The 25,105-nt window shown below is 68.1% G+C and carries 24 protein-coding genes; 9 read left to right on the forward strand and 15 right to left on the reverse strand.

The features are described from left to right. Positions 1-99: 99 nt before the first annotated feature. From AMK34_RS14275 to AMK34_RS14285, 3 genes are all read right to left on the reverse strand, one after another. The gene (locus AMK34_RS14275; protein WP_038521101.1) at positions 100-576 is read right to left on the reverse strand and encodes a Dps family protein; all 477 of its coding nucleotides are present in this window, start codon (positions 574-576) and stop codon (positions 100-102) included. A 58-nt stretch (positions 577-634) separates the two neighbouring features. Beyond that, positions 635-1,057: an organic hydroperoxide resistance protein gene (locus AMK34_RS14280; protein WP_016337902.1), complete on the reverse strand. Its 423-nt coding sequence runs from the start codon at positions 1,055-1,057 to the stop codon at positions 635-637. Between the two features lie 138 nt (positions 1,058-1,195). Continuing rightward, positions 1,196-1,771: an NADPH-dependent FMN reductase gene (locus AMK34_RS14285; protein ID WP_038521104.1), complete on the reverse strand. Its 576-nt coding sequence runs from the start codon at positions 1,769-1,771 to the stop codon at positions 1,196-1,198. A gap of 148 nt (positions 1,772-1,919) precedes the next feature. Here AMK34_RS14285 and AMK34_RS14290 point away from each other — a divergent pair, with 148 nt between their 5' ends. Further along, positions 1,920-2,966 (forward strand): alpha/beta hydrolase, encoded by a 1,047-nt coding sequence (locus tag AMK34_RS14290; RefSeq protein WP_038521106.1) that lies wholly within the window; start codon positions 1,920-1,922, stop codon positions 2,964-2,966. Positions 2,967-3,068: 102 nt separating this feature from the next. On the opposite strand, the gene AMK34_RS14295 is transcribed toward AMK34_RS14290, so the two are convergent. Next, positions 3,069-3,599, reverse strand: a complete 531-nt coding sequence (locus tag AMK34_RS14295; protein ID WP_038521109.1) for a hypothetical protein — start codon at positions 3,597-3,599, stop codon at positions 3,069-3,071. Between the two features lie 433 nt (positions 3,600-4,032). Continuing rightward, positions 4,033-5,475, reverse strand: coding sequence for a catalase (locus tag AMK34_RS14300; RefSeq protein WP_038521112.1), 1,443 nt, complete (start codon positions 5,473-5,475; stop codon positions 4,033-4,035). A gap of 208 nt (positions 5,476-5,683) precedes the next feature. Here AMK34_RS14300 and AMK34_RS14305 point away from each other — a divergent pair, with 208 nt between their 5' ends. Continuing rightward, entirely contained in the window at positions 5,684-6,826 is a 1,143-nt protein-coding gene (locus AMK34_RS14305) for an MFS transporter (protein ID WP_038521115.1), read from the forward strand. A 73-nt stretch (positions 6,827-6,899) separates the two neighbouring features. Here AMK34_RS14305 and AMK34_RS14310 read toward each other — a convergent pair whose 3' ends face one another. Then, on the reverse strand, positions 6,900-7,271 hold the full coding sequence (locus AMK34_RS14310) for a hypothetical protein (protein WP_037336230.1): 372 nt from the start codon (positions 7,269-7,271) through the stop codon (positions 6,900-6,902). 62 nt (positions 7,272-7,333) lie between these two features. Continuing rightward, complete coding sequence (locus AMK34_RS14315) at positions 7,334-8,524, reverse strand: RtcB family protein (RefSeq protein ID WP_073845701.1); 1,191 nt, start codon at positions 8,522-8,524, stop codon at positions 7,334-7,336. A gap of 238 nt (positions 8,525-8,762) precedes the next feature. Between AMK34_RS14315 and AMK34_RS14320 the strand changes: the two genes are divergently transcribed. Both AMK34_RS14320 and AMK34_RS14325 read left to right on the forward strand, forming a co-directional pair. Further along, a complete protein-coding gene (locus tag AMK34_RS14320; RefSeq protein ID WP_073845703.1) occupies positions 8,763-10,262 on the forward strand; it encodes a M48 family metallopeptidase in 1,500 nt (499 codons plus the stop codon). Positions 10,263-10,271: 9 nt separating this feature from the next. Continuing rightward, the gene (locus AMK34_RS14325; RefSeq protein ID WP_073845705.1) at positions 10,272-11,372 is read left to right on the forward strand and encodes a DUF4034 domain-containing protein; all 1,101 of its coding nucleotides are present in this window, start codon (positions 10,272-10,274) and stop codon (positions 11,370-11,372) included. Positions 11,373-11,773: 401 nt separating this feature from the next. Here the strand turns inward: AMK34_RS14325 and AMK34_RS14330 are convergent, their stop codons facing one another. After that, positions 11,774-12,814 carry an aspartate-semialdehyde dehydrogenase gene (locus AMK34_RS14330; RefSeq protein WP_073845707.1) on the reverse strand — a complete coding sequence of 347 codons (1,041 nt, stop codon included), beginning with the start codon at positions 12,812-12,814 and terminating at the stop codon, positions 11,774-11,776. After that, positions 12,814-14,079, reverse strand: coding sequence for an aspartate kinase (locus tag AMK34_RS14335; RefSeq protein WP_037334984.1), 1,266 nt, complete (start codon positions 14,077-14,079; stop codon positions 12,814-12,816). Before AMK34_RS14335 ends, AMK34_RS14330 begins: the two co-directional genes overlap by 1 nt. 227 nt (positions 14,080-14,306) lie before the next feature. Between AMK34_RS14335 and AMK34_RS14340 the strand changes: the two genes are divergently transcribed. After that, a complete protein-coding gene (locus AMK34_RS14340; protein WP_073845709.1) occupies positions 14,307-14,903 on the forward strand; it encodes a nitroreductase family protein in 597 nt (198 codons plus the stop codon). Here the strand turns inward: AMK34_RS14340 and AMK34_RS14345 are convergent. Next, complete coding sequence (locus tag AMK34_RS14345) at positions 14,864-16,324, reverse strand: MFS transporter (RefSeq protein ID WP_073845711.1); 1,461 nt, start codon at positions 16,322-16,324, stop codon at positions 14,864-14,866. The two genes, AMK34_RS14340 and AMK34_RS14345, sit on opposite strands and share 40 nt — an antisense overlap. 103 nt (positions 16,325-16,427) lie before the next feature. Between AMK34_RS14345 and AMK34_RS14350 the strand changes: the two genes are divergently transcribed. Together AMK34_RS14350 and AMK34_RS14355 are read left to right on the forward strand one after the other, a co-directional pair. Continuing rightward, positions 16,428-17,267, forward strand: a complete 840-nt coding sequence (locus tag AMK34_RS14350; RefSeq protein ID WP_073845713.1) for a helix-turn-helix transcriptional regulator — start codon at positions 16,428-16,430, stop codon at positions 17,265-17,267. A 9-nt stretch (positions 17,268-17,276) separates the two neighbouring features. Beyond that, positions 17,277-17,870 (forward strand): hypothetical protein, encoded by a 594-nt coding sequence (locus tag AMK34_RS14355; protein WP_241832770.1) that lies wholly within the window; start codon positions 17,277-17,279, stop codon positions 17,868-17,870. Here AMK34_RS14355 and AMK34_RS14360 read toward each other — a convergent pair. Next, the gene (locus AMK34_RS14360) at positions 17,863-18,744 is read right to left on the reverse strand and encodes a GAF and ANTAR domain-containing protein (RefSeq protein ID WP_073845715.1); all 882 of its coding nucleotides are present in this window, start codon (positions 18,742-18,744) and stop codon (positions 17,863-17,865) included. The two genes, AMK34_RS14355 and AMK34_RS14360, sit on opposite strands and share 8 nt — an antisense overlap. Before the next feature lie 119 nt (positions 18,745-18,863). Here AMK34_RS14360 and AMK34_RS14365 point away from each other — a divergent pair, with 119 nt between their 5' ends. Then, on the forward strand, positions 18,864-19,655 hold the full coding sequence (locus tag AMK34_RS14365; protein ID WP_083649860.1) for an ANTAR domain-containing protein: 792 nt from the start codon (positions 18,864-18,866) through the stop codon (positions 19,653-19,655). Here AMK34_RS14365 and AMK34_RS14370 read toward each other — a convergent pair. Genes AMK34_RS14370 through AMK34_RS14380 form a run of 3 tightly spaced genes read right to left on the reverse strand, consistent with a single transcriptional unit; the run spans position 19,588 to position 22,411 of the window. Next, a complete protein-coding gene (locus AMK34_RS14370; RefSeq protein ID WP_083649861.1) occupies positions 19,588-21,432 on the reverse strand; it encodes a CheR family methyltransferase in 1,845 nt (614 codons plus the stop codon). The genes AMK34_RS14365 and AMK34_RS14370 overlap by 68 nt on opposite strands. Continuing rightward, the gene (locus AMK34_RS14375) at positions 21,429-22,022 is read right to left on the reverse strand and encodes a chemotaxis protein CheB (RefSeq protein ID WP_073845718.1); all 594 of its coding nucleotides are present in this window, start codon (positions 22,020-22,022) and stop codon (positions 21,429-21,431) included. Before AMK34_RS14375 ends, AMK34_RS14370 begins: the two co-directional genes overlap by 4 nt. Positions 22,023-22,045: 23 nt before the next feature. After that, on the reverse strand, positions 22,046-22,411 hold the full coding sequence (locus tag AMK34_RS14380) for a hypothetical protein (RefSeq protein ID WP_073845719.1): 366 nt from the start codon (positions 22,409-22,411) through the stop codon (positions 22,046-22,048). Positions 22,412-22,655: 244 nt separating this feature from the next. Here AMK34_RS14380 and leuA point away from each other — a divergent pair, with 244 nt between their 5' ends. Then, positions 22,656-24,413: a 2-isopropylmalate synthase gene (leuA, locus tag AMK34_RS14385; protein WP_073845720.1), complete on the forward strand. Its 1,758-nt coding sequence runs from the start codon at positions 22,656-22,658 to the stop codon at positions 24,411-24,413. Between the two features lie 64 nt (positions 24,414-24,477). Here leuA and AMK34_RS14390 read toward each other — a convergent pair whose 3' ends face one another. Next, on the reverse strand, positions 24,478-25,104 hold the full coding sequence (locus tag AMK34_RS14390) for a peroxiredoxin-like family protein (protein ID WP_038521152.1): 627 nt from the start codon (positions 25,102-25,104) through the stop codon (positions 24,478-24,480). Position 25,105: the final 1 nt, after the last annotated feature.

Consider the following 25,105-nt stretch of genomic DNA (forward strand, 5'->3'; position numbering starts at 1 on the left):
CCGGTGGCACCTCGATCGCCCAGGGCGTGCAATGAAAGGTCCTTTCCTCGCAAATTTTGCGAGGAAAGGACCTTTCATTGCATTCGGGACCGGAGGGGGTCAGGCCTGCTGCGCCTGCCACATCCAGTGCGCCTTTTCGAGCTCCTGGGTGATCGCGATGATGAGGTCCTGGGTGACCAGGTCGCTCTTGTCGGTCTCGTCGATGCGCTTGCGCAACCGCTCGATCAGCGCCGCGAGGATGCCGACGATCGCGGCGACCGTGGACTCGACGGACTGCCAGTTGTCGGGGTAGTCCGGCAGGCCGGAGCTCTCCACGACGGCCTTCGCCTGGCCGTTCGGCGAGACACCGATGGCGTTGGCGCGCTCGGCGACCTCGTCGACGTACTGGCGCGCGGTGTCGACCAGCTCGTCGAGCTGGAGGTGCACGCTGCGGAAGTTCGCGCCGACGACGTTCCAGTGGGCCTGCTTCGCGATCAGCGACAGGTCCACCAGATCGACCAGCGTGGCCTGCAAGGCGTTACCGGTGATCTCCTTGTCGGCTTCGCTCAACGGACTCTGGATCGGAGACTTGCCCATTTTTCGGTCTTCCTTTCAGAAATCAGTCGGTTCGGGAACGGACCTGCCGCGGACGGGATCAGACCGTCGCGGACAGGGCGACCTCGATGTTGCCGCGGGTCGCGTTCGAGTAGGGGCACACCTGGTGCGCCTGCTCGACGAGCTGATCGGCCTGCGCCTGCTCCAGGCCGGGCAGCGAAACCTTGAGTGCCACGCCGAGTCCGAAGCCCGCGCCCTGCTTGAGCACGCTGACCTCGGCGGTCACGGTGGAGCCGTCCAGCGTCACCTTCGCCTGGCGCGCGACGAGTTGCAGCGCGGAGTGGAAACAGGCGGAGTAACCGGCGGCGAAGAGCTGCTCGGGGTTCGTCTTGTCCCCGCCGGGGCCGCCCATCTCCTTCGGGATCGCCAGCGACTCGTCGATGACGCCGTCCGAAGACGTGACCTCACCGTTGCGGCCGTCGCCGCGAGCGGTGGCCACAGCGGTGTACAGAGCCTCAGCCATTCTTCGCCTACCTTCTGGTCTCAAGACACGCCCCGTTGAGCGTCTCTTCGGTGTCAACGTCCCGCAACCGCGAAACCTTGCCACCCCATGGCAGGCATCACGTCCGGGAATTACCCGGACGACGACCGGAGCAAACGACTAGTGACCGGCGCGACTCAGCGCGAACTCGGCGACCTGGCTTCCGATCAGGCGGAGCGTGCGGACGCTCTTCTCGTCCGAGGCGCCGCCGGCTTCGTCGAATTTGGTCTCCGCGGTGTTGATCGAACCACCCAAAGGGGTGGCCCAGCCGCGCAGCGCGTGCGTGATCGTGCGCAGCTGCTCCAGCGTGGTGACCGCGGCCTGCCAGCCGTAGGCGACGGCGGCGAGACCGACCGCCCGGCCGTCGAGATACGGGCGGGCGTCGTCGCGCAGGTCTTCGACGTAGTCCAGCGCGTTCTTGACCAGGCCGGACAGCGCGCCGTGGTAGCCGGGTGAGACGACGACGATCCCGTCGGCACGACGGATCGCTTCGACGAGCCGGGTGGCGCGCTCGTGCCTCTCGTCCAACGCGGTGTCGTAGAACGGCAACACCAGTTCGGGCCCGGAGATCAGCTCAGTGGTGACTCCGGCCTCGGCCGCCGCGCCGAGGGCGATCCGCAGCGCGCGCTCGGATTGCGAGCCCTCCCGCAGAGAGCCGCCGATACCGAGGACATGCACCGAATTCGTCGAAGTCACGCTTTCGAGGCTAACCCCTCTACTTAAGTGGAGGACCAGGATCTGGAACGGAGGCCTGCGTCACACCCGTTCGCCGCAACGGGCCCGGTCCCGCTGGACGGCATACCTACTCGAAAGTAACCTGACCGGAAGCCCCCCAGGAGGAAGCATGGCGATACCGCTCCAGATCCGTGCCGAGGCCGCGTTTTCACAGCTGGCGTTCTGGCTCCCGAAGCCGGTCAGACGGGCCATCGCCGGGCCGCCGCTCCGCCTGGACGGCCAGGAACTGGCGTTGGACGCCCAGCTCCTGCTTCGCCTGCAGAAGCTGGCGAAGGCGTCGCTGGTGCGGGGAAGCGTCGAAGAGTCGCGCAGCATGCTCCTCGCGAGCAGGCATCTGGTGAGCGGGCCGACGATCGAGCCGGTCGCCACCAGGGAACTGCTCATCCCCACGGGTGACGGCGACGTGCCTGCCACGCTCTACACCCCGGCCGGGTTGCCGGATCCGTCCGGGCTGCTGGTGTTCTTCCACGGCGGGGGCTGGGTGGTCGGCAGCCGGGCCTCCCACGACAACAGCGTGCGCTACCTGGCGAAACAGGCGGGCGTGCGGGTTCTTTCGGTGGAATACCGGCTCGCGCCGGAGACGCGATTCCCCGGCGCCACCGAAGACGCGATCGCGGCGTTCGAGTACGCCTACGCGAAGGCGAGGGACCTCGGGGCCGATCCGGCGCGCATCGCCGTCGGCGGCGACAGCGCGGGCGGGAACCTCGCGGCGGTGACGGCGCAGCAGGCCGTGAAACGCGGCGGCGGGATCCCGGCGTTCCAGCTGCTGTTCTATCCGGCGACCGATTTCACCGTGCGCCGCCGCTCCCGGGAATTGTTCGCGGAGGACCTGTTCCTCACCGATTCGGATATGACCTGGTTCGAAGGACATTACGTGCCGAAGGGCACCGATCTGTACAACCCGAAACTCTCCCCGTTGCACGGCGACGTTTCCGGATTACCGCCCGCGTATATCGCGACGGCCGGATTCGATCCGTTGCGCGACGAGGGCGAGGCGTACGCGGAGAAATTGCGGAAAGCCGGGGTGCCGGTGGCGCTCAGCCGCCAGCCGGACCTGATCCACGGGTACCTCAACTTCCTCGGCGTCGGACGGCGGTTCCGGGAGGCGACGGCCGAGGCGGCGGGAGCCCTGCGAGTGGGCCTCGCGCCCCGCTGACGGCCAGAGCCCGGATGGGGAGAAATGTCCCCACCCGGGCCCCGGCCCCCATTTCGTGGCCCGCCGCCCTGCACGGCGGAACCGGACGACTCCCTCGGTCTCCTAGGGCGTGGGGAGTGGCACAGGCGGTACCGGAAGCGGCGGGACAGGGAGTCCGCCGAGCAGCCCGCTGAGAATGCCGGTTACCGCCGTGAGCAGGGCTTTCACCAGGTCGCTGACGATCTTCAGCGGTCCGGGAAGGTCCGGGAGCGACGGGATCGGCACCGGCAGTGGCGGCAGCTGACGCGCCTTGGCGGTCGGGTCGGCCAGCAGCCTGCTGGACTCGACGGAGCGGCCCTGGGCCAGGTCGCCGAGCTTCTGCGTTTCGGTCTGGATCTGGTAGCGCTTGCCCGCGGCGATGTCACCGAGGACGGGGCTGAGCTTGTCCAAGTCCGCCCGCGTCTTGGCGACGTCACCGGTGTAGGCCACCTTGGTGAGGCCGTCCCGCATCTGCAGCACCTGCGCGGCGAGCGCCTGCGTGTTCGACGAACCCTTTCCACCATCGGTACCAGCCGTCGCGGCGCCGGCCGAGGCCACCGCCAACAGACTGCCGGTGGCGACCACGGCAATCATCCGGGCAATGTTGCCTTTCATTCCTTACCTCCTGGCCTCTGGGACCTGACGAGGTAAATCGATACCCGCCGTATCGGCCGAACACCACCCGATCACCGGTTGGAACACTTTTCTAACCCTTACGTGCCGGATTCATTCCCGGGGAAGACCCCCGCAATTGATTAACGTCGAAATCTTGTGCTTCCCCCTGAAGATCATCCTTTTCCCGCCGATTTATGACCACCTGTGACCGATCTCCACCGTGGAGCGGCTCGTTCACCCACAGCGGTGTAAACGGTGATCGTTTGGCTTCATCACTCCGTCGGACAGGCGTGTCGCGCTGCTCCACTCGGGGTGTCCCCCACGCACGCCACGCCACCTTCTGGCTTCACATGCGAGTGGGGACATGGGAACGCCCCCGGTGCGGGCACCGGGGGCGTTCCGTGGTGGGAGCAGCCTCTCGAAAGAGGTCCTTCTACTCGCGGAAGGCGTCCGCGACCTTGTCGCCGAGGTCCTTGTCGACGTTCCGCCAGTACTCGAAGACGCGTTCCAGCACCGGCCGGGAGACGTCGTTCGAAGCGTGGCCGATGATGTTGTTCGCGAGCCGCTCGCGCTGCGCGTCGTCCATCACGTCGCGGACGAGCGTGCCCGGCTGGCCGAAGTCGTCGTCCTCGGCGTGGAGCTTGTACGCCGACCGGATGACCTCGTCCTCGACGCCGTAGCCCGAAGCGGTCTCGGAGGCGATCTCCGCGCTCGCGTGCGGGCCGCCGTAGGAGTTCGGCGCGTACACCGGGTCGCCCGGGTTGTTGTAGCGCATCGCACCGTCGCGCGAGTAGCTGTTCACCGGGGACTTCGGCGCGTTGACCGGCAGCTGCGTGTAGTTCGCGCCGATCCGGTAGCGGTGCGCGTCCGGGTACGCGAACAGGCGGCCCTGCAGCATCTTGTCCGGCGACGGGCCGATGCCCGGCACCAGGTTGGACGGCTCGAACGCGGCCTGCTCGATCTCCGCGAAGTAGTTCGCCGGGTTGCGGTCGAGCACCCAGCGGCCGACCTTGATCAGCGGGTAGTCGCCCTTCGGCCACACCTTGGTCAGGTCGAACGGGTTGAAGCGGTAGTCCGCGGCCTCGGCGTACGGCATCACCTGGACGTACAGCGTCCAGCTCGGGTGGTTGCCCTGCTTGATGTTCTTGAACAGGTCGCGGATGTAGTAGTCGGAGTCCTCGCCCGCGATGCGGTCCGCGTCGGCCTGCGGCAGGTAGCCGATGCCCTGGTCGGTCTTGAAGTGGTACTTGACCCAGAACTTCTCGCCGCCGGCGTTCTCCCACAGGTAGGTGTGCGAGCCGAAGCCGTCCATCTCCCGCCAGTTCGACGGGATGCCGCGGTCGCCCATCAGCCAGGTGACCTGGTGCGCGGACTCGGGCCGCAGCGTCCAGAAGTCCCACTGGATGTCGTGGTCGCGCAGGTGGTTGTCGGCGCGGCGCTTCTGCGAGTGGATGAAGTCGGGGAACTTGATCGGGTCGCGGATGAAGAACACCGGGGTGTTGTTGCCGACGAGGTCGTAGTTGCCCTCGGAGGTGTAGAACTTCACCGCGAAGCCGCGCGGGTCGCGCCACGTGTCGGGCGAGCCGTTCTCGCCGGCGACCGATGAGAAGCGGGCCAGGCTCTCGGTGCGCACGCCGGGCTGGAACAGCGCGGCCTTCGTGAACTGACTGACGTCCTCGGTGACCTCGAGGAAGCCGTGCGCACCGCCGCCCTTGGCGTGGACGACGCGCTCCGGCACGCGTTCACGGTTGAACTGGGCGTTCTTCTCGATCAGGTAGTGGTCCTGGAGCAGGATCGGGCCGTTGGCGCCTACCGTCAGGGAGTCGTTGTCGCTCGCGACGGGGATGCCCACGTTGTTCGTGGTCGGCAGGGTCACGCCGGTGCCTCCTGGTTCGTGGTGGTGAGCGGTCAGTCACCACCCACCCTCTCGCCTAAACTGGAATCAGTCAAGAAAACCCCCCGGACCGGGTGACCCGCACCTCGCGAAAAAAACTTGCACGCGCGTACCAAGTTACGTTCTCATCGGTTCCATGGCCCTCGCTCCGTATCGTCGCGTGTTAGCCGTGCCCGGAGTTCCCAGCTCGATGCTGCTGATGTTCCTGGCCCGGCTCCCGATGACGGCCATGGGCGTGACGATGACGCTGTACGTGGTCAACGACCTCGGCCGCGGTTACGGCGCGGCCGGGCTGATCGGCGCCGCCACCACCCTCGGCAGCGCGATCGGGGCACCGCTCGTCGGCCGGTACGTCGACCGCTACGGGCTGCGCCCGGTGGTCGCGATCTGCGGGGTGGCCTCGTCGACGTTCTGGATCAGCGCGCCGCATCTGCCGTATCAGGTGCTGCTCGCGGTCGCGCTCCCCGCGGGCGTGCTGTCGGTGCCCGCGGGAACGCTCGCGCGGCTGGTGCTCACCGCGCTCGTGCCGCTGGAGCAGCGGCGAGCGGCCTACTCGCTGGACACGATCCTGGTGGAGGCGTCGTTCATGATCGGGCCGTCGGCCGGGATCATGGCGATCACGCAACTCCCCGCGGTCTACGCGCTCACCGGTATCGGGGTCTGCTTCGCGCTTTCGGCGACGTTGATCTACCGGCAGAACCCGCCGATCCGCGCCGAAGCCGACGCCGAGGTGTTCAGCGGGGAGCGGCCGCCCGTGCGGAGCTGGCTCACCGGACGGCTCGTGATGGCGATGTTCATCGCCGCGGGCGCGTTGTTCTGCCTGGTCGGCATGGAGCTCGCCGCCTTGGCGACGCTGCGCGCGAGCGGGGACATCGCCTGGTCCGGACTGCTGATCACGTTCATGTGCGTCGCGTCCGTGCTCGGCGGGGCGATCCACGGCGCGGTCCGGCGGTCGCTTTCGCAGGGCACGCTGATGGTGCTCCTCGCGGTGCTGACGCTGCCGGTCGGCCTGATCGACCACCCGTGGTGGCTGCTGGCGATCGTGCTCTTCCCGAGCAACGTGCTGTGCGCGCCGACGCTCGCGGCGAGCACGGAGACGGTCAGCGCGGCGGCGCCGCCGCGGGTGCGCGGCGAGGCGATGGGCCTGCTGGACGCGGCGAGCCGGATCGGATTGGCGATCGGGAGCCCGATCATCGGGTTCGTGATCGACCATTCGAGCCCCGGCTGGGGGTTCACGGCCTCGGCGCTGGGCGCGCTGGCGATCGCTTCGGTCGGCCTGTTCTGGCGCCGGTCCCGGACGCCCGCCCGGGTGCCCGCGCTCACCTCCTCCTGACGCGTTTCGTCCTCTGAACGCGGTCGTTGGTGATACCAACTACCGCATTCAGAGGACGAAACGCGAGAGGGGGCTAGGCGCAGACCTTGCGGAGGGCGTCGAGCCGGTCGAGGTTGCGCTTGGTCCAGTCCGCGATCTTGCCTGCGTCCTGGATGTTCTCCTTCTGCACCTGCAGGTACGAGTCGGCCATGCCGGTGAGCGCGCTCGCGACGTTCTGCTCGCCGACGCTGTTCGCCAGCTCACGCAGCCGCTTCTCCTTGTCCGCGGCACGTTCCTTGATCGTCGCCGGGTCCGGATTGAGGTCGGCGAGGCTGAGCGCCTCGGCGCAGGCACCGACCTTCGTCGCGGCCTTGTTCGTCTGATCGACGGCGTTCGTGACCTCGCTGCAGCCCGCCAGCGCGAGTCCGGCGGCCGCCAGTAGCGCCGCGATTCCCAACCTCTTCATGAAGACCACAGTAGCGAGGAACGTGGGTGGTATGTCGGGTTCCCCGCCACACCACCCACGTTTCAGCCCTTCACGCAGACGACCTGCTTGAGGTGCGCGACCACCTCGACGAGGTCCGTCTGCGCCTTGATCACCGTTTCGATGTCCTTGTACGCGGCCGGGATCTCGTCCACCACACCGGAGTCCTTGCGGCATTCCACGCCGGCGGTCTGCGCGGCGAGGTCCTCGGCGGTGTACAGCTTCTTGGCCTTGTTCCGCGACATCCGGCGGCCCGCGCCGTGCGACGCGGACTGGAAGGACGACGCGTTCCCGAGGCCGCGCACGATGTACGAACCGGTGCCCATGCTGCCCGGGATGATCCCGAGGTCACCCGAACCCGCGCGGATCGCGCCCTTGCGGGTCACCAGGAGGTCGACACCGTCGTAGGTCTCCTCGGCGACGTAGTTGTGGTGGCAGCTGATCGCGTCGTCGAACGTCGTCCGCGGCACGACGTCCTTCAGCGCCTGCTTCACGAGCGCGACCATGGTGGCGCGGTTGCGCGCCGCGTAGTCCTGCGCCCAGAACAGGTCGCGCCGGTACGCCTGCATCTCCGGCGTGCCCGCGACGAAGACCGCGAGGTCCGGATCCGGCAGATCCGCGTTGTGCGGCAGCTTCCGCGCGACGGCCATGTGCCGTTCCGCGAGTTCCTTGCCGATGTTGCGCGAACCGGAGTGCAGCATCAGCCACACGCGGCCTTCGTCCTCGCCGCCCTGTTCGAGGCAGACCTCGATGAAGTGGTTGCCACCGCCGAGGCTCCCGATCTGGCGCGACGCGCGGTCGTGCAGTTCCTGGACGCCGGGATGCAGGTCACCGAAGGACTTCCAGAAGGCGTCCCAGCCACCGACACCGTGCACCTTCGCCGGGTTCACCGGGGTCTTGTGCAGGCCGAACCCGACCGGGACGGCCGATTCGATCCGGCGGCGGAGCTTCAGCAGGTCGTCGGGCAGGTCGGCGGCGGTGAGCGAGGTCCGCACCGCGCTCATCCCGCAGCCGATGTCCACGCCGACGGCGGCCGGGGACACCGCGTCGCGCATCGCGATCACGCTGCCGACGGTCGCGCCCTTGCCGTAGTGGACGTCGGGCATGACCGCGACGCCGTGCACCCACGGCAGGTTGGCGACGTTGTGCAGCTGTCGCATGGCCTGGTCCTCGACCGATGCGGGGTCCGCCCACATCCGGATCGGAACCCGCGAGCCTTCGACCGCCGTGTACATGACTTTCCTTTCGTGGAAAACGTTTTGCCGTCGTCGAGAATGCACCGATCGGGCGAACCGGACAAGGCAATTATCCGCTCCACAATGGACAGTCCACATGCGACGACGCGCGCCGGGGTGATGTTCATCCCGAAGTCTTCGATCGTATTCGAAAAGTGATCGGCCGCGCGAGGCGCTTCGGGCACAATGAGCGCTCGGTGTCGGGGGTACACCAACTCTGGGGAAGGTCCGTTTCACAGTGAAGTCTTTTCGTGGGCTGCTCGCTGCCGTCCTGCTGGCGGGGTTCCCGCTGCTCGTGCTCGCCTTCGTGGGCGGGATCGTGACACTCGAAGTACTGGCCTTGCGGCACAACGTCATCGCGGCGGTGAAGCTCGGCATCATCACCGTTCCGGTCGGCTGGATCCTGCTGAAGACCCTGCTCACCGTCGAGCGGGTGACCGACGACGACGTACCCGGCGTCCAGGTGACGCCGGAGTCCCAACCCGCCCTCTGGGCGCTGGTTCGGGAACTGGCGGCCGAGGCGGGCACCCGGCCGCCGGACGAGATCTACCTCGATCCGGACGTCAACGCCGCGGTCACCGAGCGCACCTCGTGGCTCGGGCTGAGGGTGCTGCGCCGCCGCATGATCATCGGGGTCCCGCTGATCATGGGCCTGCGCCAGGACCAGTTCCGCGCCGTGCTCGCGCACGAACTGGGGCACTACAGCAACAAGGACACCCGCTTCGCCGCGCTGACCTATCGCGGGCGCAAGTCGATCGCGCGGGTGGTCAACGGCCTCGACCGCGACGGCTACTTCGAACGCTTCGTCGGCTGGCTCTTCAAGCAGTACGCGAAGCTGTACTTCGTCGTCTCTATGAGTGTCTGCCGGGCTCAGGAGCTCGCGGCCGACGCCGTCTCGGCACGGCTCGCGGGCACCGACGCGGCGACCTCGGCCCTGCGCGAGATCGAAGCGCTGGCCGTCACCTGGCGGTTCTTCATGAACAACTACGCAGCGATCGGCTGGGACGCGGGGTATCTCCCGGACCGGTTCGGCGAGGGCTACCGCGCACTGCTCACCGACCCGACCAGGGCGGAGCAGATGGACGAGATGCGCCGGAACCCGTCGGAGGACGAGACCTCGCGATGGGACACGCATCCGGCCACTCGGGAGCGGGTCGCGACGCTCGAAGCGGGCACCCGGATCCCGGTCCGCCCCGGCGGCGAACGTCCGGCGACCGACCTGCTGACCGGCGCCGAGAAGATGCTCGACGAGGCGCTGTTCACCGTCTTCTCCGACGAGGCGCACACGAAACGGCGGACGGACTGGCAGTCGCTGGTCGCCATCGGCCATCGTCACGCCGCCGCCGAAGCGGCCGCCGAGGTCCTCGGCGAACGCACCCTCGACATGGCGCTGGACCTCCTCGACGCGGGCAGGCACGAGGAGCTCGCCGATCCGGACGCGGCGCCGCCCGCCGGTGCCGGCCCGCGCGCCCGCCGGGAGTTCGCCGTCGTCTCGGTCCGCCGACGGCTGGCGGTCGTCGTCCACGCGGCGCTCACCGACGTCGGCGCGGGACGATGGTCGCTTTCGTGGTCCGGACCGGCGCCGTTCACCGTGGACGAGCCGCTGGAGGACCGGCTGGAGCCCGCGCTCGACCAGGCCACCGCGGCCGAATCCGACACCGCCCCGCTGCGTGCGCTGCTGACGGCCGCCGGCGTGCCCGCCGGCTACCGGCCGACTCTCACACTTGTTCGCTCTTAAGGAGTTCCCATGCTTTGGCTGCTCAAATCCCGTGAACGCAAGGCCGTCTTCGCCATGATGAAAGAGGCGAAACGACGTGGCGTCGAAATCGACGAACTCAAGAACGTGCTGACGCCCGAAGAGTTCGCCGCGCTGCTGCCGCCGGAGAAGCCCAAGTTCAAGGGCAGGATCCCGGACGTCACCCGCTGGGGTCTCCCGGCCGACGGCGAGGTGTCGGCGAAGGAATATTGGACCGACGGGGAGATCCTCGCCGTGCAGGAGTCGACCTCCCGCGGCGATTGGGAAGGCGCCGCCGCGCTGCTGGCGTCGACCCGGGGGAACTGGTCTCGCCGCGATCAGGTGACCGGCGCCCTCGGCGAGGCCGCCGCTAAGGACGACGAGTGGCTGCGCGCGTGGCGGAAGGCCCGCCCCGGCGACCCGGGCGCGGCGCTCGTCAACGCGGCGTCCCTGGTGGACGTGGCTTGGGAAGTGCGCAGCTCGCTGCAGGCGAAGCATGTCACGCAAGAGCAGTTCGCCGCGTTCTTCCGGGTGCTGGAGCGGGCCGAGGAGGCCGTGCACGAGGCGGCCGGGCTCGCTCCCGAAGACCCGACCCCGTGGGTGACCGCGCTCACGATCGCGATGGGTCGGCAATACGAGAACGACGAGTACCGGAAGGTCTGGGCGGAACTCGTCGCCCGCGACCCGCGGCACCGCGGCGCGCACTCACGGGCGTTGCAGTACTGGTGCGCGAAGTGGTTCGGCTCGAACGAGCTGATGTGGGAGTTCGCCGAGACCGCGGCCGCGGAGTCGCCGAACCTGGCGCCGCTGCTGCTGGTCGCGGCGCACGAAGCCGAGTTCCAGGACGTTCCCGCGTGGCGTTCCCCGCGGGTGTCCGGCGCGCTCGACGGCATCCTGGCGTTGCTCGACGGCGAAGATTACCCGGAGAAACGGGGAGACCGGGCGTATCTGGCGAAGGCGCTGGTGGAGAACGGGCGGTTCGACGAGGCCGTCGAGCAGTTCCGGCACTTGGGCACGCGGGCGGACGGCGGGGTTTGGTCCTACAGCGGGGATCCTCGGGGCGAGTTCCTCGCTACGCGGTATGCGGCCTGCGCGGGTGCTGCGCGCGTTTAGTCCTCTGGATGCGTTAGCCGTCTGTCCGTGAAGGCCTCCTTCCCTACCTTGAGGTAGGGAAGGAGGCCTTCACGGACAGACGGTCGCCCCAAGGACCTCGTGACATGAGCCGGGAGTGCCCACGGGACCGATCATAGCGCCACCGTCCACAAGGAACTCCAGGTCGGCCCGTGTGCCCGACTTGAGTGGTTCACCGAGGGGTCGTGAGTGGCAATGGTCGTTCTAACCCTCATTTCCACTCACGACCCCCGCGCGAAACCGTGCATATGGTGATCAATCGTTCATTTCACCACGTGCAGGCGTCCCTTGTGGACACTCATGCCCTGAAGGCGGCTCAGCGGATGCAAGAAACGGTCCTTTCCTCGCAAATTTTGCAAGGAAAGGACCGTTCATGGCACGGGTCAGGAGTTCGCGGCGACCAGTTCCGCGATCTGCACGGCGTTGAGCGCCGCGCCCTTCCGCAGGTTGTCGTTCGACAGGAACAGCACCAGGCCGCGACCGCCGTCGACGCCAGGGTCCGTCCGCAGCCGCCCGACGTACGACGGGTCCTGCCCGGCGGCCTGCAGCGGGGTCGGGATGTCCGACAGCTCGACGCCGGGCGCGCCGGTCAGCAGTTCGGTCGCGCGGGCGACGGAAAGCGGCTGCGCGAACTCGGCGTTGATCGAGATCGAGTGCCCCGAGAACACCGGCACCCGCACGCAGGTGCACGAGACCCGCAGCTCCGGGATGCTCAGGATCTTGCGGCTTTCGTTGCGGAACTTCTTCTCCTCGTCCGTCTCGAACTCGCCATCGTCCACAATGGACCCGGCCAGCGGGAGGACGTTGTGCGCGATGGGCCGCGCGTACTTCTTCGGCTCGGGGAAGGTCACCGCCGCGCCGTCGTGGGTCAGGGCGCCCGCGTTCGCCGCGGCCGCGGCGAGCTGGCCTTCCAGCTCCTCGACGCCGGCGAGCCCGCTGCCGGAGACCGCCTGGTAGGTGCTGGCCACCAGCCGCACCAGGCCCGCTTCGGCGTGCAGCGGCTTGAGCACCGGCATCGCGGCCATGGTGGTGCAGTTGGGGTTCGCGATGATCCCCTTGCGCGCTTCCTTGACCGCCTCCGGGTTGACCTCGCTGACGATCAGCGGGACGTCCGGGTCCATCCGCCACGCCGACGAGTTGTCGATCACCGTTGCACCGGCGGCGGCGAACCGTTCCGCCTGGGCCTTGGAGGTCGAGCCGCCCGCCGAGAACAGCGCGATGTCCAAACCGGACGGATCCGCGGTCGTCGCGTCCTCGATGACGATTTCCCCGTCACGCCAAGGAAGCTTCGAACCGGCGGACCGCGCCGAAGCGAAGTACCGCATTTCGGCGACCGGGAAACCCCGTTCGGCCAGCAGACGGCGCATGACGCCGCCGACCTGACCGGTCGCCCCGACCACGCCTACCCGCAAACCTTCCGACATCAGCGACCACTCCCCGCGTAGACGACGGCTTCTTCGTCACCGCCGAGTTCGAACGCCTCGTGGATCGCGCGCACCGCGTCGTCGAGCTGCGCGTCCCGGATGAGCACCGAGATCCGGATCTCCGAGGTGTTGATGATTTCGATGTTGACGCCCGACTGCGCGAGCGCCTCGCAGAACGTCGCCGTGACACCGGGGTGCGAACGCATCCCCGCGCCGACGAGCGACACCTTGCCGACATGGTCGTCGTAGAGGACCGACTCGAAGCCGATCTCGTCCTTGATCTTCTCCAGCGACTGCACGGCCTTGGCCCCGTTGGCCTTCGACAGGGTGAAGGTGATGTCGGTGCGGCCCGACGACGTGCTGGACACGTTCTGCAGCACCATGTCGATGTCGATCTCGTTGTCGGCGATCACGCGGAAGATCCGGGCGGCGGCACCGGTGGTGTCGGGTACGCCGGTCACCGTGATCTTGGCTTCGGAGCGGTCGTGCGCCACACCGGTGATCAACGCTTGTTCCACGGGGATCTCCTCGATAGAACCGGTCACCGTGGTGCCCGGCTTGTCACTGTAGGAAGAACGGACTCGGATCGGGACGCCGTAGCGGCGCGCGTACTCCACCGAGCGCAGGTGCAGGATCTTCGATCCGCTCGCGGCGAGCTCCAGCATCTCCTCGTAGGCGATGGTGTCGAGCTTGCGTGCGTCGGACACGACCCGGGGATCGGCGGTGTACACACCGTCCACATCGGAATAGATCTCGCAGACGTCGGCGTTCAGCGCCGCGGCCAGCGCGACGGCGGTGGTGTCCGAACCGCCGCGGCCGAGGGTGGTGATGTCCTTGGTGTCCTGCGACACGCCCTGGAAACCGGCCACCAGCGCGATGTAGCCCTGGTCGAGGGCCTCCGTCACGCGGCTGGGGCTGACGTCGATGATCCGTGCGTTGCCGTGCACCGACGTCGTCACCACGCCGGCCTGCGAGCCGGTGAACGACCAGGCCTCCGCGCCGTGGGCCGAAATCGCCATCGCCACCAGCGAGTTGGAGATGCGCTCACCCGCGGTGAGCAGCATGTCCATCTCACGCTCCGGCGGAGCCGGGTTGACCTGCTGAGCCAGGTCGAGCAGCTCGTCGGTGGTGTCGCCCATGGCGGAGCAGACGACGACCACGTCGTTGCCCGCCTTCTTGGTGGCGACGATGCGTTCCGCGACGCGTTTGATCCGGTCGGCACTTTCCAGCGACGAACCGCCGTACTTCTGGACCACGAGGGCCACGCCCGAACCTCCTCGACGGGCCGGGCGTGCTCCTCGTGGGCACCGAGGAGCCCCCGCGTCCCTTATTTGGGCGAAAGCCTACCGGGGTCACGCACGCCCGCCACCCTCGTAAGTGGTCCTGACCACCACATAGAGGACTTCCCGAAGTAAATCTTCCTTAACACCAACGAAATAGTCGGAGGGCTTTCACTTTAGTGACGGAGAGCACCCCTTGTTATCGTCCGCCAATGCACAAACCCGCCCGAACGAGTACCCCGATCGCGCCGATCATGGCCGCCAGGTGGAGCCCGCGCGCCTACGACGAGGCCGCCACGGTGTCCGAAGACCAGCTCCGCGCGCTGCTCGAAGCGGCTCGCTGGGCGCCGTCGTTCGGCAACACGCAGCCCGCCCGCTACCTGGTCGGCCTGCGGGGCATGCCGTCGTTCGACCGCATCCTCTCGACGCTGAACTCGGGCAACCGCGCGTGGGCCCATCGCGCCGGGCTGCTGCTGATCGGCGTGATGGTGACCACGAACGAGAAGGGCGACGTCCCGTACGCCGAGTACGGGCTGGGCCTGGCGAGCGAGAACCTCGTGCTCCAGGCCGTCGACCTCGGCCTGATCGCACACCAGATGGCGGGCTTCTCCGCCGAAGCGGCGAAGGACTTCTTCGGCCTCCCTGACGACGTCGTCCCCAAGGTCGCCATCGCGGTCGGCCACCCCGCGGACCCGTCGGTGCTCGAAGAGGACTGGCGGATCGAGCGCGAGAAGGCGCCACGCGAGCGGATTCCCCTGGCCGAGTTCGCCTACGCCGACGCCTGGGGCACGAGTGCCTTCTCCGGGTGAGGGAGCCATCGCAGAGCGAGAACCCCTAGCCCGGCGTGCAGCAGGCTGAGCACCGCCACGGCGGTGTGCAGGCCGGCGACGAAGGCCTCCTTCGCGTCAAGAGCGGCCGCAGGCGCGATTTCGAGGGATTCACCGAGTGTGGGCGCGAGATCCGGTCCCGCCAGGCGGAACACCAGCGCGGCGAGCGAGCCCATGAGCGCGATACCCAGCGCGTTGCCGATCTCGTTGCTGGTCTCGGCGATCGCGCCCGCGGCTCCCGCCCGTTCGGCGGGCACCGCGGCGACGGCCGTGTCGGCCACCACGCTGAACGAGATGCCGTAGCCGATCCCGGCGACCACCGTCGACGCGACGTACCAGCCCGCCCCGCCCGTGACCCCGGTCATGAGCAGGAGCGCGAGCCCGGCGGCGATGAAGAAGTGGCAGGCGACCAGCGCCGTTCGCTTGCCGACGCGGTCGACCAGCGCGGGCGTGACGACGCACATGATCGTGAGGACGGCCGCGCCGGGCAGCGCCAGCAGCGCCGCGTGCAGGACGGGCAGGCCGAGTACGGACTGCAGGTGGATCCCCGACAGGTACGCGGCCGCCGACCACGCGGCCAACGGCACCAACCCGGTGACGATCGCGATCGTGAAGACGCGGTCGCGGAACAGGGAGAACTCGATCAGCGGATGCTCCAGACCGCGCTGCCGCCGGACGAACCACGTCAGCAGCACGGCGCCGGCGACCGCGGAGGCGACCGGGAAGACGGAGAGACCGTCGGCGGCCGCGTGCTTGATCCCGTAGATCGCGAGCAGGAGACCGGTGGCGGAGAGCACCACGCTCAGCACGTCGACCCGGCCCGTCCCGGCGGTCCGCACCTCGCGCAACAGCACCGGCGCGAGCGCCAGGAACACCGCGATCACCGGCAGGTTGACCAGGAAGACCGAGCCCCACGGGAAGCGTTCCAGCAGGATCCCGCCGACGACCGGGCCGATCGCGAATCCGGCGGCGAACGCGGCCGCGAAGATCCCGATGGCGCGTGCCCGTCGTCGCGGATCGGGGAAGAGTTCGCTCAGCACGGCCAGCGCGGACGGCAGCAGCGTCGCGCCCGCGAGCCCCATCAGCGCGCGGAAGGCGACGAGCGTTTCCGGATTCGGGGCGAAGGCCGCGCCCGCCGAGCCGATGCCGAACACGGCGGCGCCGATCATCAGCAGTTTCAGCCGTCCGTACCGGTCGCCGATGGCGCCGAACGCGATCAGCAGCGAGCCGACCGCGAATCCGTAGACGTCGAGGATCCACAGCGCCTGATCGGCCGTGGGCGTGAGGGCCTGGCTGATCCTGGGCATCGCGAGGAACAGGATCGAGCCGTCCATCGAGACCAGGAACACCGGGCAGAGGATCACCAGCAGGCCGAACCAGGCGCGGGTGTGCTGTCGTGTCATGCCCTTGACGCTGTACCGGCTTCGAAACCGCCGCCATCCCCGTGCCATGGGTACACCTCGCGGGTACACCCACGCGGCGGGCGAAGTACTTAGGCTCGGAGTCATGGAAAGCCTCGGCGTGTACCTCAAAAGCCGTCGTGACCGGGTGACTCCCGCCGACATCGGCCTGCGCACCTACGGCACCTCTCGCCGCGTGCCCGGACTGCGTCGCGAGGAGCTCGCCCAGCTCGCCGGAGTGAGCGCCGGGTACTACACGCGGCTGGAACAAGGACTGGCCGAGACCGCGTCACAGCAGGTGCTCGACGCGCTCGCCCGCGCGCTGCGGCTCGACGACGTCGAGACCGCGCACCTGCACAACCTCGCGCGGAGGTCCTCGCTCCCGAAGCTGTCCGACCCCGGCCCGGAAGAACCGCATCCCCGGGTGCTCGCGCTGCTGGAGAATCTCGGCGAGACCGTGCCCGCCGTCGTGCTCGGCAGGCGCGGCGACGTCCTCGCGTGGAACCGCGCAGGCCACGTGCTCACCGCCGAACACCTCGACTTCGGCTCGCCGTCGGATCCCGCGCGGCGGCCGTCCGTGCCGCGGATGTTCTTCCTCGACCCGCTCACCAGGGACCTGTTCGACAACTGGGCCGAGCTCGCCCGCGTCCACGTCGCCTATCTGCGGTTGACCGCCGGTCGCCATCCGACCGACGCCCGGCTGGCCGCGCTCATCGGCGAGCTGACCATGCACAGCGACGAGTTCGCGACGCTCTGGGCGACCGGTGACGTCGCCGACTGCACGGTCGGCGCCATGTGGTTGCGGCATCCGACGGTCGGCGCGCTCGGCGTCGACTATCAGGTGTGGCTCCAGCCCGACAGCCCCGACCACCGGCTGGAGATCTACACCCCGAAGGACCCGGCATCAGCCGACGCGGTGAAGATCTTGACTCGGTTCGATCGCTAACCTGGGGTTATGGGGGCAGTTCGCGCGTTGATCCGCAACGAGTCACGCACGATGGCCGGACTCTGGCTGTATCTCGGCCGCCGGAAGGACGGCATCGACGGGGACGCCGTCGCGGTGCCGTACGGCTCGGGCGGCAAGCCGATCTTCATCGTCTTGGCCGTGGTGAGCGCCTTCGAAGCCGGTCTCTTCTGGCTGATCGACTTCGGTCTCGTCGTCGACATCCTGCTGCTCGTCCTCGGCGTGTACTCGGCACTGCTGGTGTTCGGGGTCTACGCCGGCACCGTCGTCCGGCCGCACGTGATCTCGTCGCGCGAAGTGCGAGTGCGCTACAGCTCGTTCTACGACGTGCGGATCCCGAGGGAGAACATCGTCGCCCTGCGGCACCTGAAGGAAAGCCACGATCCCGCCAAGGCGAAGGCGTTTCGTGACGAAACCTGGCTACGTCACGACAACTTCTACGAGACGAACCTGGTCGCCGAACTGCGGGAGCCGATCACCGTGACCCGGCCACTCGGGGCGACCGAGACCGTCCGCGTCGTGAAATTCCAGGCGGACGACCCGAAAGCCGCCGTCGAGGCCTACGAAAGGCTCGGTGTCAGCTGAGCGTCGACGTCCGGTTCACGATCGTCCTGGCGACTTCGATGACACTTTCGTCCAGGGCGTAGGCACGCGCGTGAATGAGGGCGAGCGCGTCCGAAGCGGTGCAACCCTGGGTGGCCATGACCATCCCCGTGGCCTGATGCACCACGACCTCGAGGTCCAGGTCACCGAACAACGGATGGACGGGGAGCCCGTCTTCGGCGTCGAGCCGGGTGGCCGGATGCAACGCGGTGGCGGTGAGCGCGTCGGCCACCAGTTCCGTCGAACGGGCGATTTCGGCGTCCGGTTCGGGTTCGGGCCGATATGCCGTGAGGGTGCCCAGCGGCGCTTCACGCAGCCCCAGCGGGGCCGACACCACCGCCCGGACCCCGAGTTCCTTCGCGGCGGGCCCGAACCGGGGCCACCGGTTCGACAGTTCCCACTCGGCGCAAACGCCGGGCGCTCCGGGCATTTCCCGGGAAGGCCCTTCACCGAAGACGCACTCCAGGTCGTTCGCCCTGGCAGCGACGGGATCGGACACGACGACAGCCGCGGTTCCGGGGCTGCTGAACAAGGTCACCGCGAGGCTCCGGACGCCGGCGTTCTCGGCGACCGCGGCCAGGAACGCCGGCGGGACGTCCGCCCGCCCGGCGGCCCAGTCCTTCACCGCGGCGACGTAGCCCGCGTGCAGATCGGCCGCCGCCCGGTGCCTGCCCTCGGTGGCGCGATGGAGTTCCGCCATCCTCCGGTGGAACGGTCGCATGGTTTCGACGGCCGTTTCCATGAGGATTTCGTGCCGTAAGGCCACCCCCGCGGCGCGATCCGCACGCCCTCGTTCGGCCTCGACCAGTTCCCGCAGGGCCGACTGGTCGTACCGGCCACCGGTGCCGTCCCACATGAGGCGAGAGTACGCCCGCGACCGCCCCGCGGATGTGACCCGGATGGCTGAGTGGGGCGGCTTCCGTGACCGCGGCGAGAGGACTAGCGTTGGCTGCCCCCAAGGAAGGCCGATTTTTGATGCGGAATCGCGAAAAATGGGTCGCCGACACGTTGGTGGAGCTGGCGGACACTCTCGTCCCCGCGTTGGATCCGGCGAATTACTGGCTCTGCGTGGCGGATCGATACACCCAGCTGATCGCTTCGTCGTCGGTGCATCTGACCGCCTCCGGCGACCGCCACGTCGTGGTGGACACCGACGAAAGACTCGAGGCACCACCGCTCGGCGATCTGTTCGCCGAAGAAGGGCCGGGCGTCGAGAGCGAGGCGAGCGGGAAGCCGGTCGTCAACGTGCTCCTCGACGAAGCGACGTCACGCTGGAGCAGATTCGCCCCCGCCGCGCTTTCCCTCGGCTATCGGTCGGTGCACGCGTTCCCCTTCAGCCGCCGCGAAGACGCGCTCGGCGCGGTGACGATCCTGACCACGGAGACGACGCCGCTGCCGCCGACCGAGCTGAGCATCGCGAGCGCGCTCGCCGACGTCGCGACGATCGCCATGCTCAACCACCGGACGATCGGCGGGCTGACCACGACCTCACGGCAGCTGCAGGGCGCGCTGTCGAGCCGGGTGATCATCGAACAGGCCAAGGGATTGCTGTCCGCCCGGCTGGAAGTCAGCGCGGAGGGCGCGTTCCGGGTGCTGCGGCGGTACGCCCGCAGTCACAACATGCGGATCGGCGATTTGTCCGAACGGCTGATGAGCCGCCGCTTGACGGTCGCAGACCTGATCCCCCACGGCGACGACCTCACTCCCGCCGCTTCTCCATCAGCAGCACGACGCCACTTCCCGGCCCGCCCAGCGGCGAACAGCTGACGGAGGCGGCGAAGGGCCTGCCCTTCCGGTCGACCGCGTCGGTCTCGACCGGGAGCGCGCGATGGCCGGTCTCGTTGCAGATCTCGACCATGTCGCGGAGCCCGTCCGTCGGCAGGCCGAAGTCGAGCGTGAAGAAATCCGTCCGGTAGACCTCGTCGGCGCGCATCCCCCACAGGTCCTCGGCGCCGCGGTTCCAGCTGCGCACCAGGAGATCGCTGTCGAGCACGACCACTCCGGCGGCGACACTGGACAGCACCCCTTCGAGGAAGGTGCGCGCCTCGTCCAGCTCGGCGGTGCGGATCCGCAGCTCCTCGTTCATCGTCTCGAGTTCTTCGTTGCCCGACTGGAGTTCCTCGTTGGTGGTCTCGAGCTCCTCGTTGGTGGACTGGAGTTCCTCGTTCGTCGTCTCGAGTTCCTCGATACTCGACTGGAGTTCTTCGTTGACGGTCTCCAGTTCGGCGTTGGTCGACTGGAGTTCCGCGTAGGCCGTGGCGAGATCTTCTTGCACCCGTTTGACCTCCTGCTGGAGCCGGGTGGCCTCGGTGGTGTCGATGAGGGTGATCGCGACGCCGAGGTCCTCGCCGTCACTGGTGAGCAGCGGCTTCACGATGACGTCGAAATACCGTTCCTCACCGTCGTTCTTGTCCCATCGCACGGCGTTGACCCGGACACTCCGTCGCTCGCTGTGGGCTCTGTCGACCATGGACCCGAGGTCGATCGGCCGAGAGGAGATCTCGAGCTCCCCGAACAACGTGCCCACCTTGTCCGGGGAAAGCCCGAACTGCAGCCTCGCCGCGCCGTTGATCAACGCGACCGTGCCGTCACGGTCGATGACCAGCACCGAATCGGGTGAGGACGCCAAGGCCAGTTCGACCACCTGACGCCGATTGAATCTTCCCGCCTCGGAAGCGGGCAAGAGGTCGAATCGCGCCGACTTCGCCGACCCCACCCCGTTCTGGATCCGGAACACCCGGTTGCGCATGTCGGTGACCTCGAACCGGGAACCGTCGGCGAGCAGCATCTCGGCCTTGCCGAGGAAAAGGTGACCGCCTTCGTTGAGCGCGAAATGGAACCGCTCGATGATTTTCGTCTGCGCTTCGACGTTGAAATACATCAGGGTGTTGCGGCAGACGAGCAGATCGACCCGCGAGATCGGGGCGTCACGGGTGATGTCGTGCCTGCCGAAGATCACCCGGCGACGGAGGTCGCGGCGGAAGGCGAACAAGGCGCCGTTCGGTTCGAAGTACTTCGACTTCACCTCGTCGGGAAGTTTTTCCAGCGCTTTGAGGGAGTACACGCCGGCCCTGGCCTCGCGCAGGGCTTCCTCGTCGACGTCGGTGCCGTAGATCTTGACCCGTTTGGTGCAGGCCTCGATCCCGAGGTGTTCGGCGAAGATGATCGCGAGGGTGTAGGCCTCCTCGCCGCTCGAACACCCGGCGCTCCAGATGCGGATGTCCTGGTCCGGGTCGGCCTTGGCGATCAAGCCGGGGACGACGGCCGTCCGCAGGTACTCCCACGCCGCCGGGTCGCGGAAGAAACCGGTGACGTTGATCAGAATCGTGTTGAAGAGTTCCTGGAACTCGTCGGCGTTGCTTTCCAGGAAATCCCGATAATCCGCGTACTTCTCGAAGTTCACCGTCTGCATCCGCTTACGGATCCGGCGGCCGAGCGACGTCCGCTTGTACCCGGTGAAATCGAATCCGCGGGAATCGTTGATGAACGTCAGCAGCGATTCCAGCTCACGCTCGTCGTCGGACCCACCGGCATGCACGATCACAGCGATCTCGTTCCTTCGATCAGGGCCACCAGCGCGGCCGCGATCCCCTCCAACGGCAGCGTCAGATCGACCGCCACGGCGTTCAGCACGGCCTGTGGCATGCCTTTGAATTCCGCGGTACTCGGATCTTCGGCGACCACGGTACCGCCACGCGACGAGACCGCCCTCGCGCCCGCCGAGCCGTCGGAACCGGTCCCGGTGAGCACGCAGACCAGTGCCGCGGCACCGCAGGCCACCGCGACGGATTCGAAGAGCAGATCGGCCGACGGCCGGACGAATCTCACCTTGTCCCGCCGGGACAGCCGGAGTGCTCCGCCGGGCCCGACCAGGAGATGATGGTCCGGCGGGGCGATGTAGGCGGTACCGGGCTCGGCCACGTCGCCGTCCTCGGCCAGCTTGACCCGCAACCGCGACCGCCGGTCGAGGAGCTCGGCGAGCACCGTGTCGTGGTGGGGATCGAGGTGCTGGACGATGACCACGGGCACCGGGAAGTCCACGGGCAAGGCCTTGAGCACCGTGAGGAGTGCCTTGACTCCGCCCGCCGAAGCCCCGATCGCGACGATCTCGTAGGGCACCGCCCGCGCGAACATCTTCCGAGCGTAATGCTCCGAGACTAAGCGGAACCGCCCACACGCCGGATGATCTTCGCGAGGATCCCGGTGACGACCATCCAGAAGATCGCGGCGATGCCGTAGTTGACCAGTACGCGCAGCTTGGCGTCTTCGGGCATGAAGAGATCCTTGAAGCCCAGCAGCAACCCGTCGGCCCAGCCGCGGACGAAGGACACGATGCCGTTGTCCGGGTTCGCCTCGCCGATCACGAAGACGACGTGCAGCACCAGGATGGCCGCGAAGATCAAGCCGACCCAGCGGACGACGCTCGCCAGGACGCCGGCCGCGCGGCTGCCGCCCGCTCGCCAGTCGACCTTGCGCCTGGTCGCCTGATCAGCGGTTTCCTTCTCTTCAGCGTGCTCGCCCATGCCGGGCAGTGTGGCACGCCGCCTGGTCCGATTGCTACCCGTGAGTAACCCGAATGGGCGCCACTGTGGTCACGGTTCGATCGCGGCCCGGGTTTCCCTTCGGGAGATCGCGCGGTTAAGGTGGCGTCGTGGCTCGAGCTCTCCTGCTTCGCTGCCGCGACGGGGCCTGATCGGACCGGCTCCCCGTCGCGGGGCTTCGTGGTGCCGGTCGTCGCACCCGATTCTTCAGGAGAACCGTCCCCTCATGAGCATTCGCAAGCCCACCCGTCCTGCGCCTTCCGAGCAGGCTTCGTGGAACACCCAGCGCGGCACTTCGATGCCGGTACACCGCTATCGCCCCTGGTACGACCTGGTCGAGGACATCGCCCTGCCCGACCGCACCTGGCCGGACAAGCGCATCGAGCGCGCGCCGCTGTGGTGCGCCGTCGACCTGCGTGACGGCAACCAGGCCCTGATCGACCCGATGTCGCCCGCGCGCAAGCGCAAGTTCTTCGACCTGCTGGTCCGCATGGGCTACAAGGAGATCGAGGTCGGCTTCCCGGCGGCGTCGCAGACGGACTTCGACTTCGTCCGCGAGATCATCGACGAGGGCGCCATCCCGGACGACGTCAGCATCCAGGTGCTGACCCAGTGTCGCCCGGAGCTGATCGAGCGCACCTTCAAGGCGCTCGAAGGCGCGCCGCGCGCGATCGTCCACATCTACAACTCGACCTCGATCCTGCAGCGTCGCGTCGTGTTCCGCGAAGAGCGCATCGGCATCACGAAGATCGCTTCGCAGGCCGCTGAGCTGGTCGTCGACTACGCGGCGAAGCAGCCGGACACCGACTTCCGCTTCCAGTACTCGCCGGAGTCCTACACCGGCACCGAACTGTCGTACGCGCTCGAGGTCTGCAACACCATCACCGAGATCTGGCAGCCGACGCCGGCGAAGCCGGTGATCCTGAACCTGCCCGCGACCGTCGAGATGGCGTCGCCGAACGTCTACGCCGACTCGATCGAGTGGATGCACCGCAACCTGGACCGCCGTGACTCGGTGATCCTGTCGCTGCACCCGCACAACGACCGCGGCACCGGCATCGCCGCCGCCGAACTGGGCTTCCGGGCCGGCGCGGACCGGATCGAGGGCTGCCTGTTCGGCAACGGCGAGCGCACCGGCAACGTCGATCTGGTCGCGCTGGGCATGAACCTGTACAGCCAGGGCGTCGACCCGCAGATCGACTTCTCCGACATGGACGAGATCAAGCGGACCGTCGAATACTGCAACCAGCTGCCGGTGCACGAACGCAGCCCGTGGGCGGGCGACCTGGTGTTCACCGCGTTCTCCGGCAGCCACCAGGACGCGATCAACAAGGGCCTCGACGCGATGAAGGCCGCCGCCGACAAGGTCGGGACGCCGGTCGACGAGCACCCGTGGGAGGTCCCGTACCTGCCGATCGACCCGAAGGACATCGGCCGCAACTACGAGGCCGTGATCCGGGTGAACTCGCAGTCCGGCAAGGGCGGCGTCGCCTACATCATGAAGGCCGAGCACCAGCTCGACCTGCCGCGGCGCCTGCAGATCGAGTTCTCGAAGGTCGTCCAGCGCCACACCGACACCGAGGGCGGCGAGGTCGACCCGGCCACGATGTGGAACGCGTTCTCGGCCGAGTACCTGGAGCTGAAGACGCCGCTGGAGCTGGTGCGCCAGCACGTCCGGGACAACGGCGACGGCGAGTACGACATCACCGCGACCGTGCGGGTCGAGGGCGACGAGCACGAGGTCACCGGACGCGGGAACGGCCCGATCGCGGCGTTCTTCGACGCGCTGTCGACCGTCGGGTTCGACCTGCGGCTGCTGGACTACAGCGAGCACACGCTCTCGCCGGGCGACGACGCGCGCGCGGCGTCGTACATCGAGTGCGCGATCTCCGACCGGGTGTACTGGGGCATCGGGATCGACCCGTCGATCGTGACCGCTTCGCTGCGGGCCGTCGTCTCGGCCGTGAATCGGGCTAACCGGTAGTTCCTCAGTACATGAAGGCCCCCTTCCTTGCGCCTAGGTACAGGAAGGGGGCCTTCATGTACTTCTACAGGCCTTTCACCGCGGCCAGGACGTCGGCCGGGTCGGTGCGCGTGGTGTAGTCCGGGTGCACGTCGATGTACCGGATGACGCCTTCGCCGTCCACGACCAGGACGGTCGGATACGGCAGCTCCCATTCCGCCGCCCCGTTGATCTTCTCGACGTCGCCGATGAGCGTGTCGAACGCCGGTTTCGTCTCCGGGGCCAGCCGGAACGTGATGCCGAGCGCGCGTCCGAGCTCGTTGTCCACATCGGACAGCACGGCGAACTCCAGGTCCTTTGTGGACAGCGAGCCGTCCGGCAGCTGCGGGCTGACCGCGACCAGCTTCACGCCCAGTTTCTCCAGCTCCGGCACCAGCTCCTGCTGATACGTGCGCAGCGCCAGGTTGCAGTACGGACACCACGCGCCGCGATAGAACACCACGACCGCGGGCCCGTCCGCGACCCGCACCCGATCGCCACCGGCGTCCGGCAGCGCGAGGTCCGGCATCGGCGTCCCCGGTTTCGCGGCCGCCTCGGCGACCACCCCCACGAACGTCGCGCGGTCGGCCTTGAGCACCTCGGCGACCTCCGCCGGAACGTGGCTCGCGACGGACTCCCGCAGCTCGGCGAGTTCGGTGTTGAGATCCCCCATG

It is taken from the genome of Amycolatopsis sp. CB00013, assembly GCF_001905755.1.
In the GTDB taxonomy this organism is placed as follows: Bacteria; Actinomycetota; Actinomycetes; order Mycobacteriales; family Pseudonocardiaceae; genus Amycolatopsis; species Amycolatopsis japonica.

Excerpts from the sequence above, each read along its gene's own strand:
- AMK34_RS14325 (WP_073845705.1), top strand. The coding sequence starts at position 10,272 with ATGCTTTGGCTGCTCAAATCCCGTGAACGCAAGGCCGTCTTCGCCATG.
- AMK34_RS14365 (WP_083649860.1), top strand. The coding sequence starts at position 18,864 with ATGCGGAATCGCGAAAAATGGGTCGCCGACACGTTGGTGGAGCTGGCG.
- AMK34_RS14360 (WP_073845715.1), bottom strand. The coding sequence starts at position 18,744 with ATGTGGGACGGCACCGGTGGCCGGTACGACCAGTCGGCCCTGCGGGAA.
- AMK34_RS14390 (WP_038521152.1), bottom strand. The coding sequence starts at position 25,104 with ATGGGGGATCTCAACACCGAACTCGCCGAGCTGCGGGAGTCCGTCGCG.
- AMK34_RS14330 (WP_073845707.1), bottom strand. The coding sequence starts at position 12,814 with ATGTCGGAAGGTTTGCGGGTAGGCGTGGTCGGGGCGACCGGTCAGGTC.
- AMK34_RS14340 (WP_073845709.1), top strand. The coding sequence starts at position 14,307 with ATGCACAAACCCGCCCGAACGAGTACCCCGATCGCGCCGATCATGGCC.
- AMK34_RS14295 (WP_038521109.1), bottom strand. The coding sequence starts at position 3,599 with ATGAAAGGCAACATTGCCCGGATGATTGCCGTGGTCGCCACCGGCAGT.
- AMK34_RS14355 (WP_241832770.1), top strand. The coding sequence starts at position 17,277 with ATGGGGGCAGTTCGCGCGTTGATCCGCAACGAGTCACGCACGATGGCC.
- AMK34_RS14275 (WP_038521101.1), bottom strand. The coding sequence starts at position 576 with ATGGGCAAGTCTCCGATCCAGAGTCCGTTGAGCGAAGCCGACAAGGAG.
- AMK34_RS14345 (WP_073845711.1), bottom strand. The coding sequence starts at position 16,324 with ATGACACGACAGCACACCCGCGCCTGGTTCGGCCTGCTGGTGATCCTC.
- AMK34_RS14375 (WP_073845718.1), bottom strand. The coding sequence starts at position 22,022 with ATGTTCGCGCGGGCGGTGCCCTACGAGATCGTCGCGATCGGGGCTTCG.
- AMK34_RS14350 (WP_073845713.1), top strand. The coding sequence starts at position 16,428 with ATGGAAAGCCTCGGCGTGTACCTCAAAAGCCGTCGTGACCGGGTGACT.
- AMK34_RS14310 (WP_037336230.1), bottom strand. The coding sequence starts at position 7,271 with ATGAAGAGGTTGGGAATCGCGGCGCTACTGGCGGCCGCCGGACTCGCG.
- AMK34_RS14290 (WP_038521106.1), top strand. The coding sequence starts at position 1,920 with ATGGCGATACCGCTCCAGATCCGTGCCGAGGCCGCGTTTTCACAGCTG.
- AMK34_RS14315 (WP_073845701.1), bottom strand. The coding sequence starts at position 8,524 with ATGTACACGGCGGTCGAAGGCTCGCGGGTTCCGATCCGGATGTGGGCG.
- AMK34_RS14305 (WP_038521115.1), top strand. The coding sequence starts at position 5,684 with ATGCTGCTGATGTTCCTGGCCCGGCTCCCGATGACGGCCATGGGCGTG.
- AMK34_RS14280 (WP_016337902.1), bottom strand. The coding sequence starts at position 1,057 with ATGGCTGAGGCTCTGTACACCGCTGTGGCCACCGCTCGCGGCGACGGC.
- AMK34_RS14380 (WP_073845719.1), bottom strand. The coding sequence starts at position 22,411 with ATGGGCGAGCACGCTGAAGAGAAGGAAACCGCTGATCAGGCGACCAGG.
- leuA (WP_073845720.1), top strand. The coding sequence starts at position 22,656 with ATGAGCATTCGCAAGCCCACCCGTCCTGCGCCTTCCGAGCAGGCTTCG.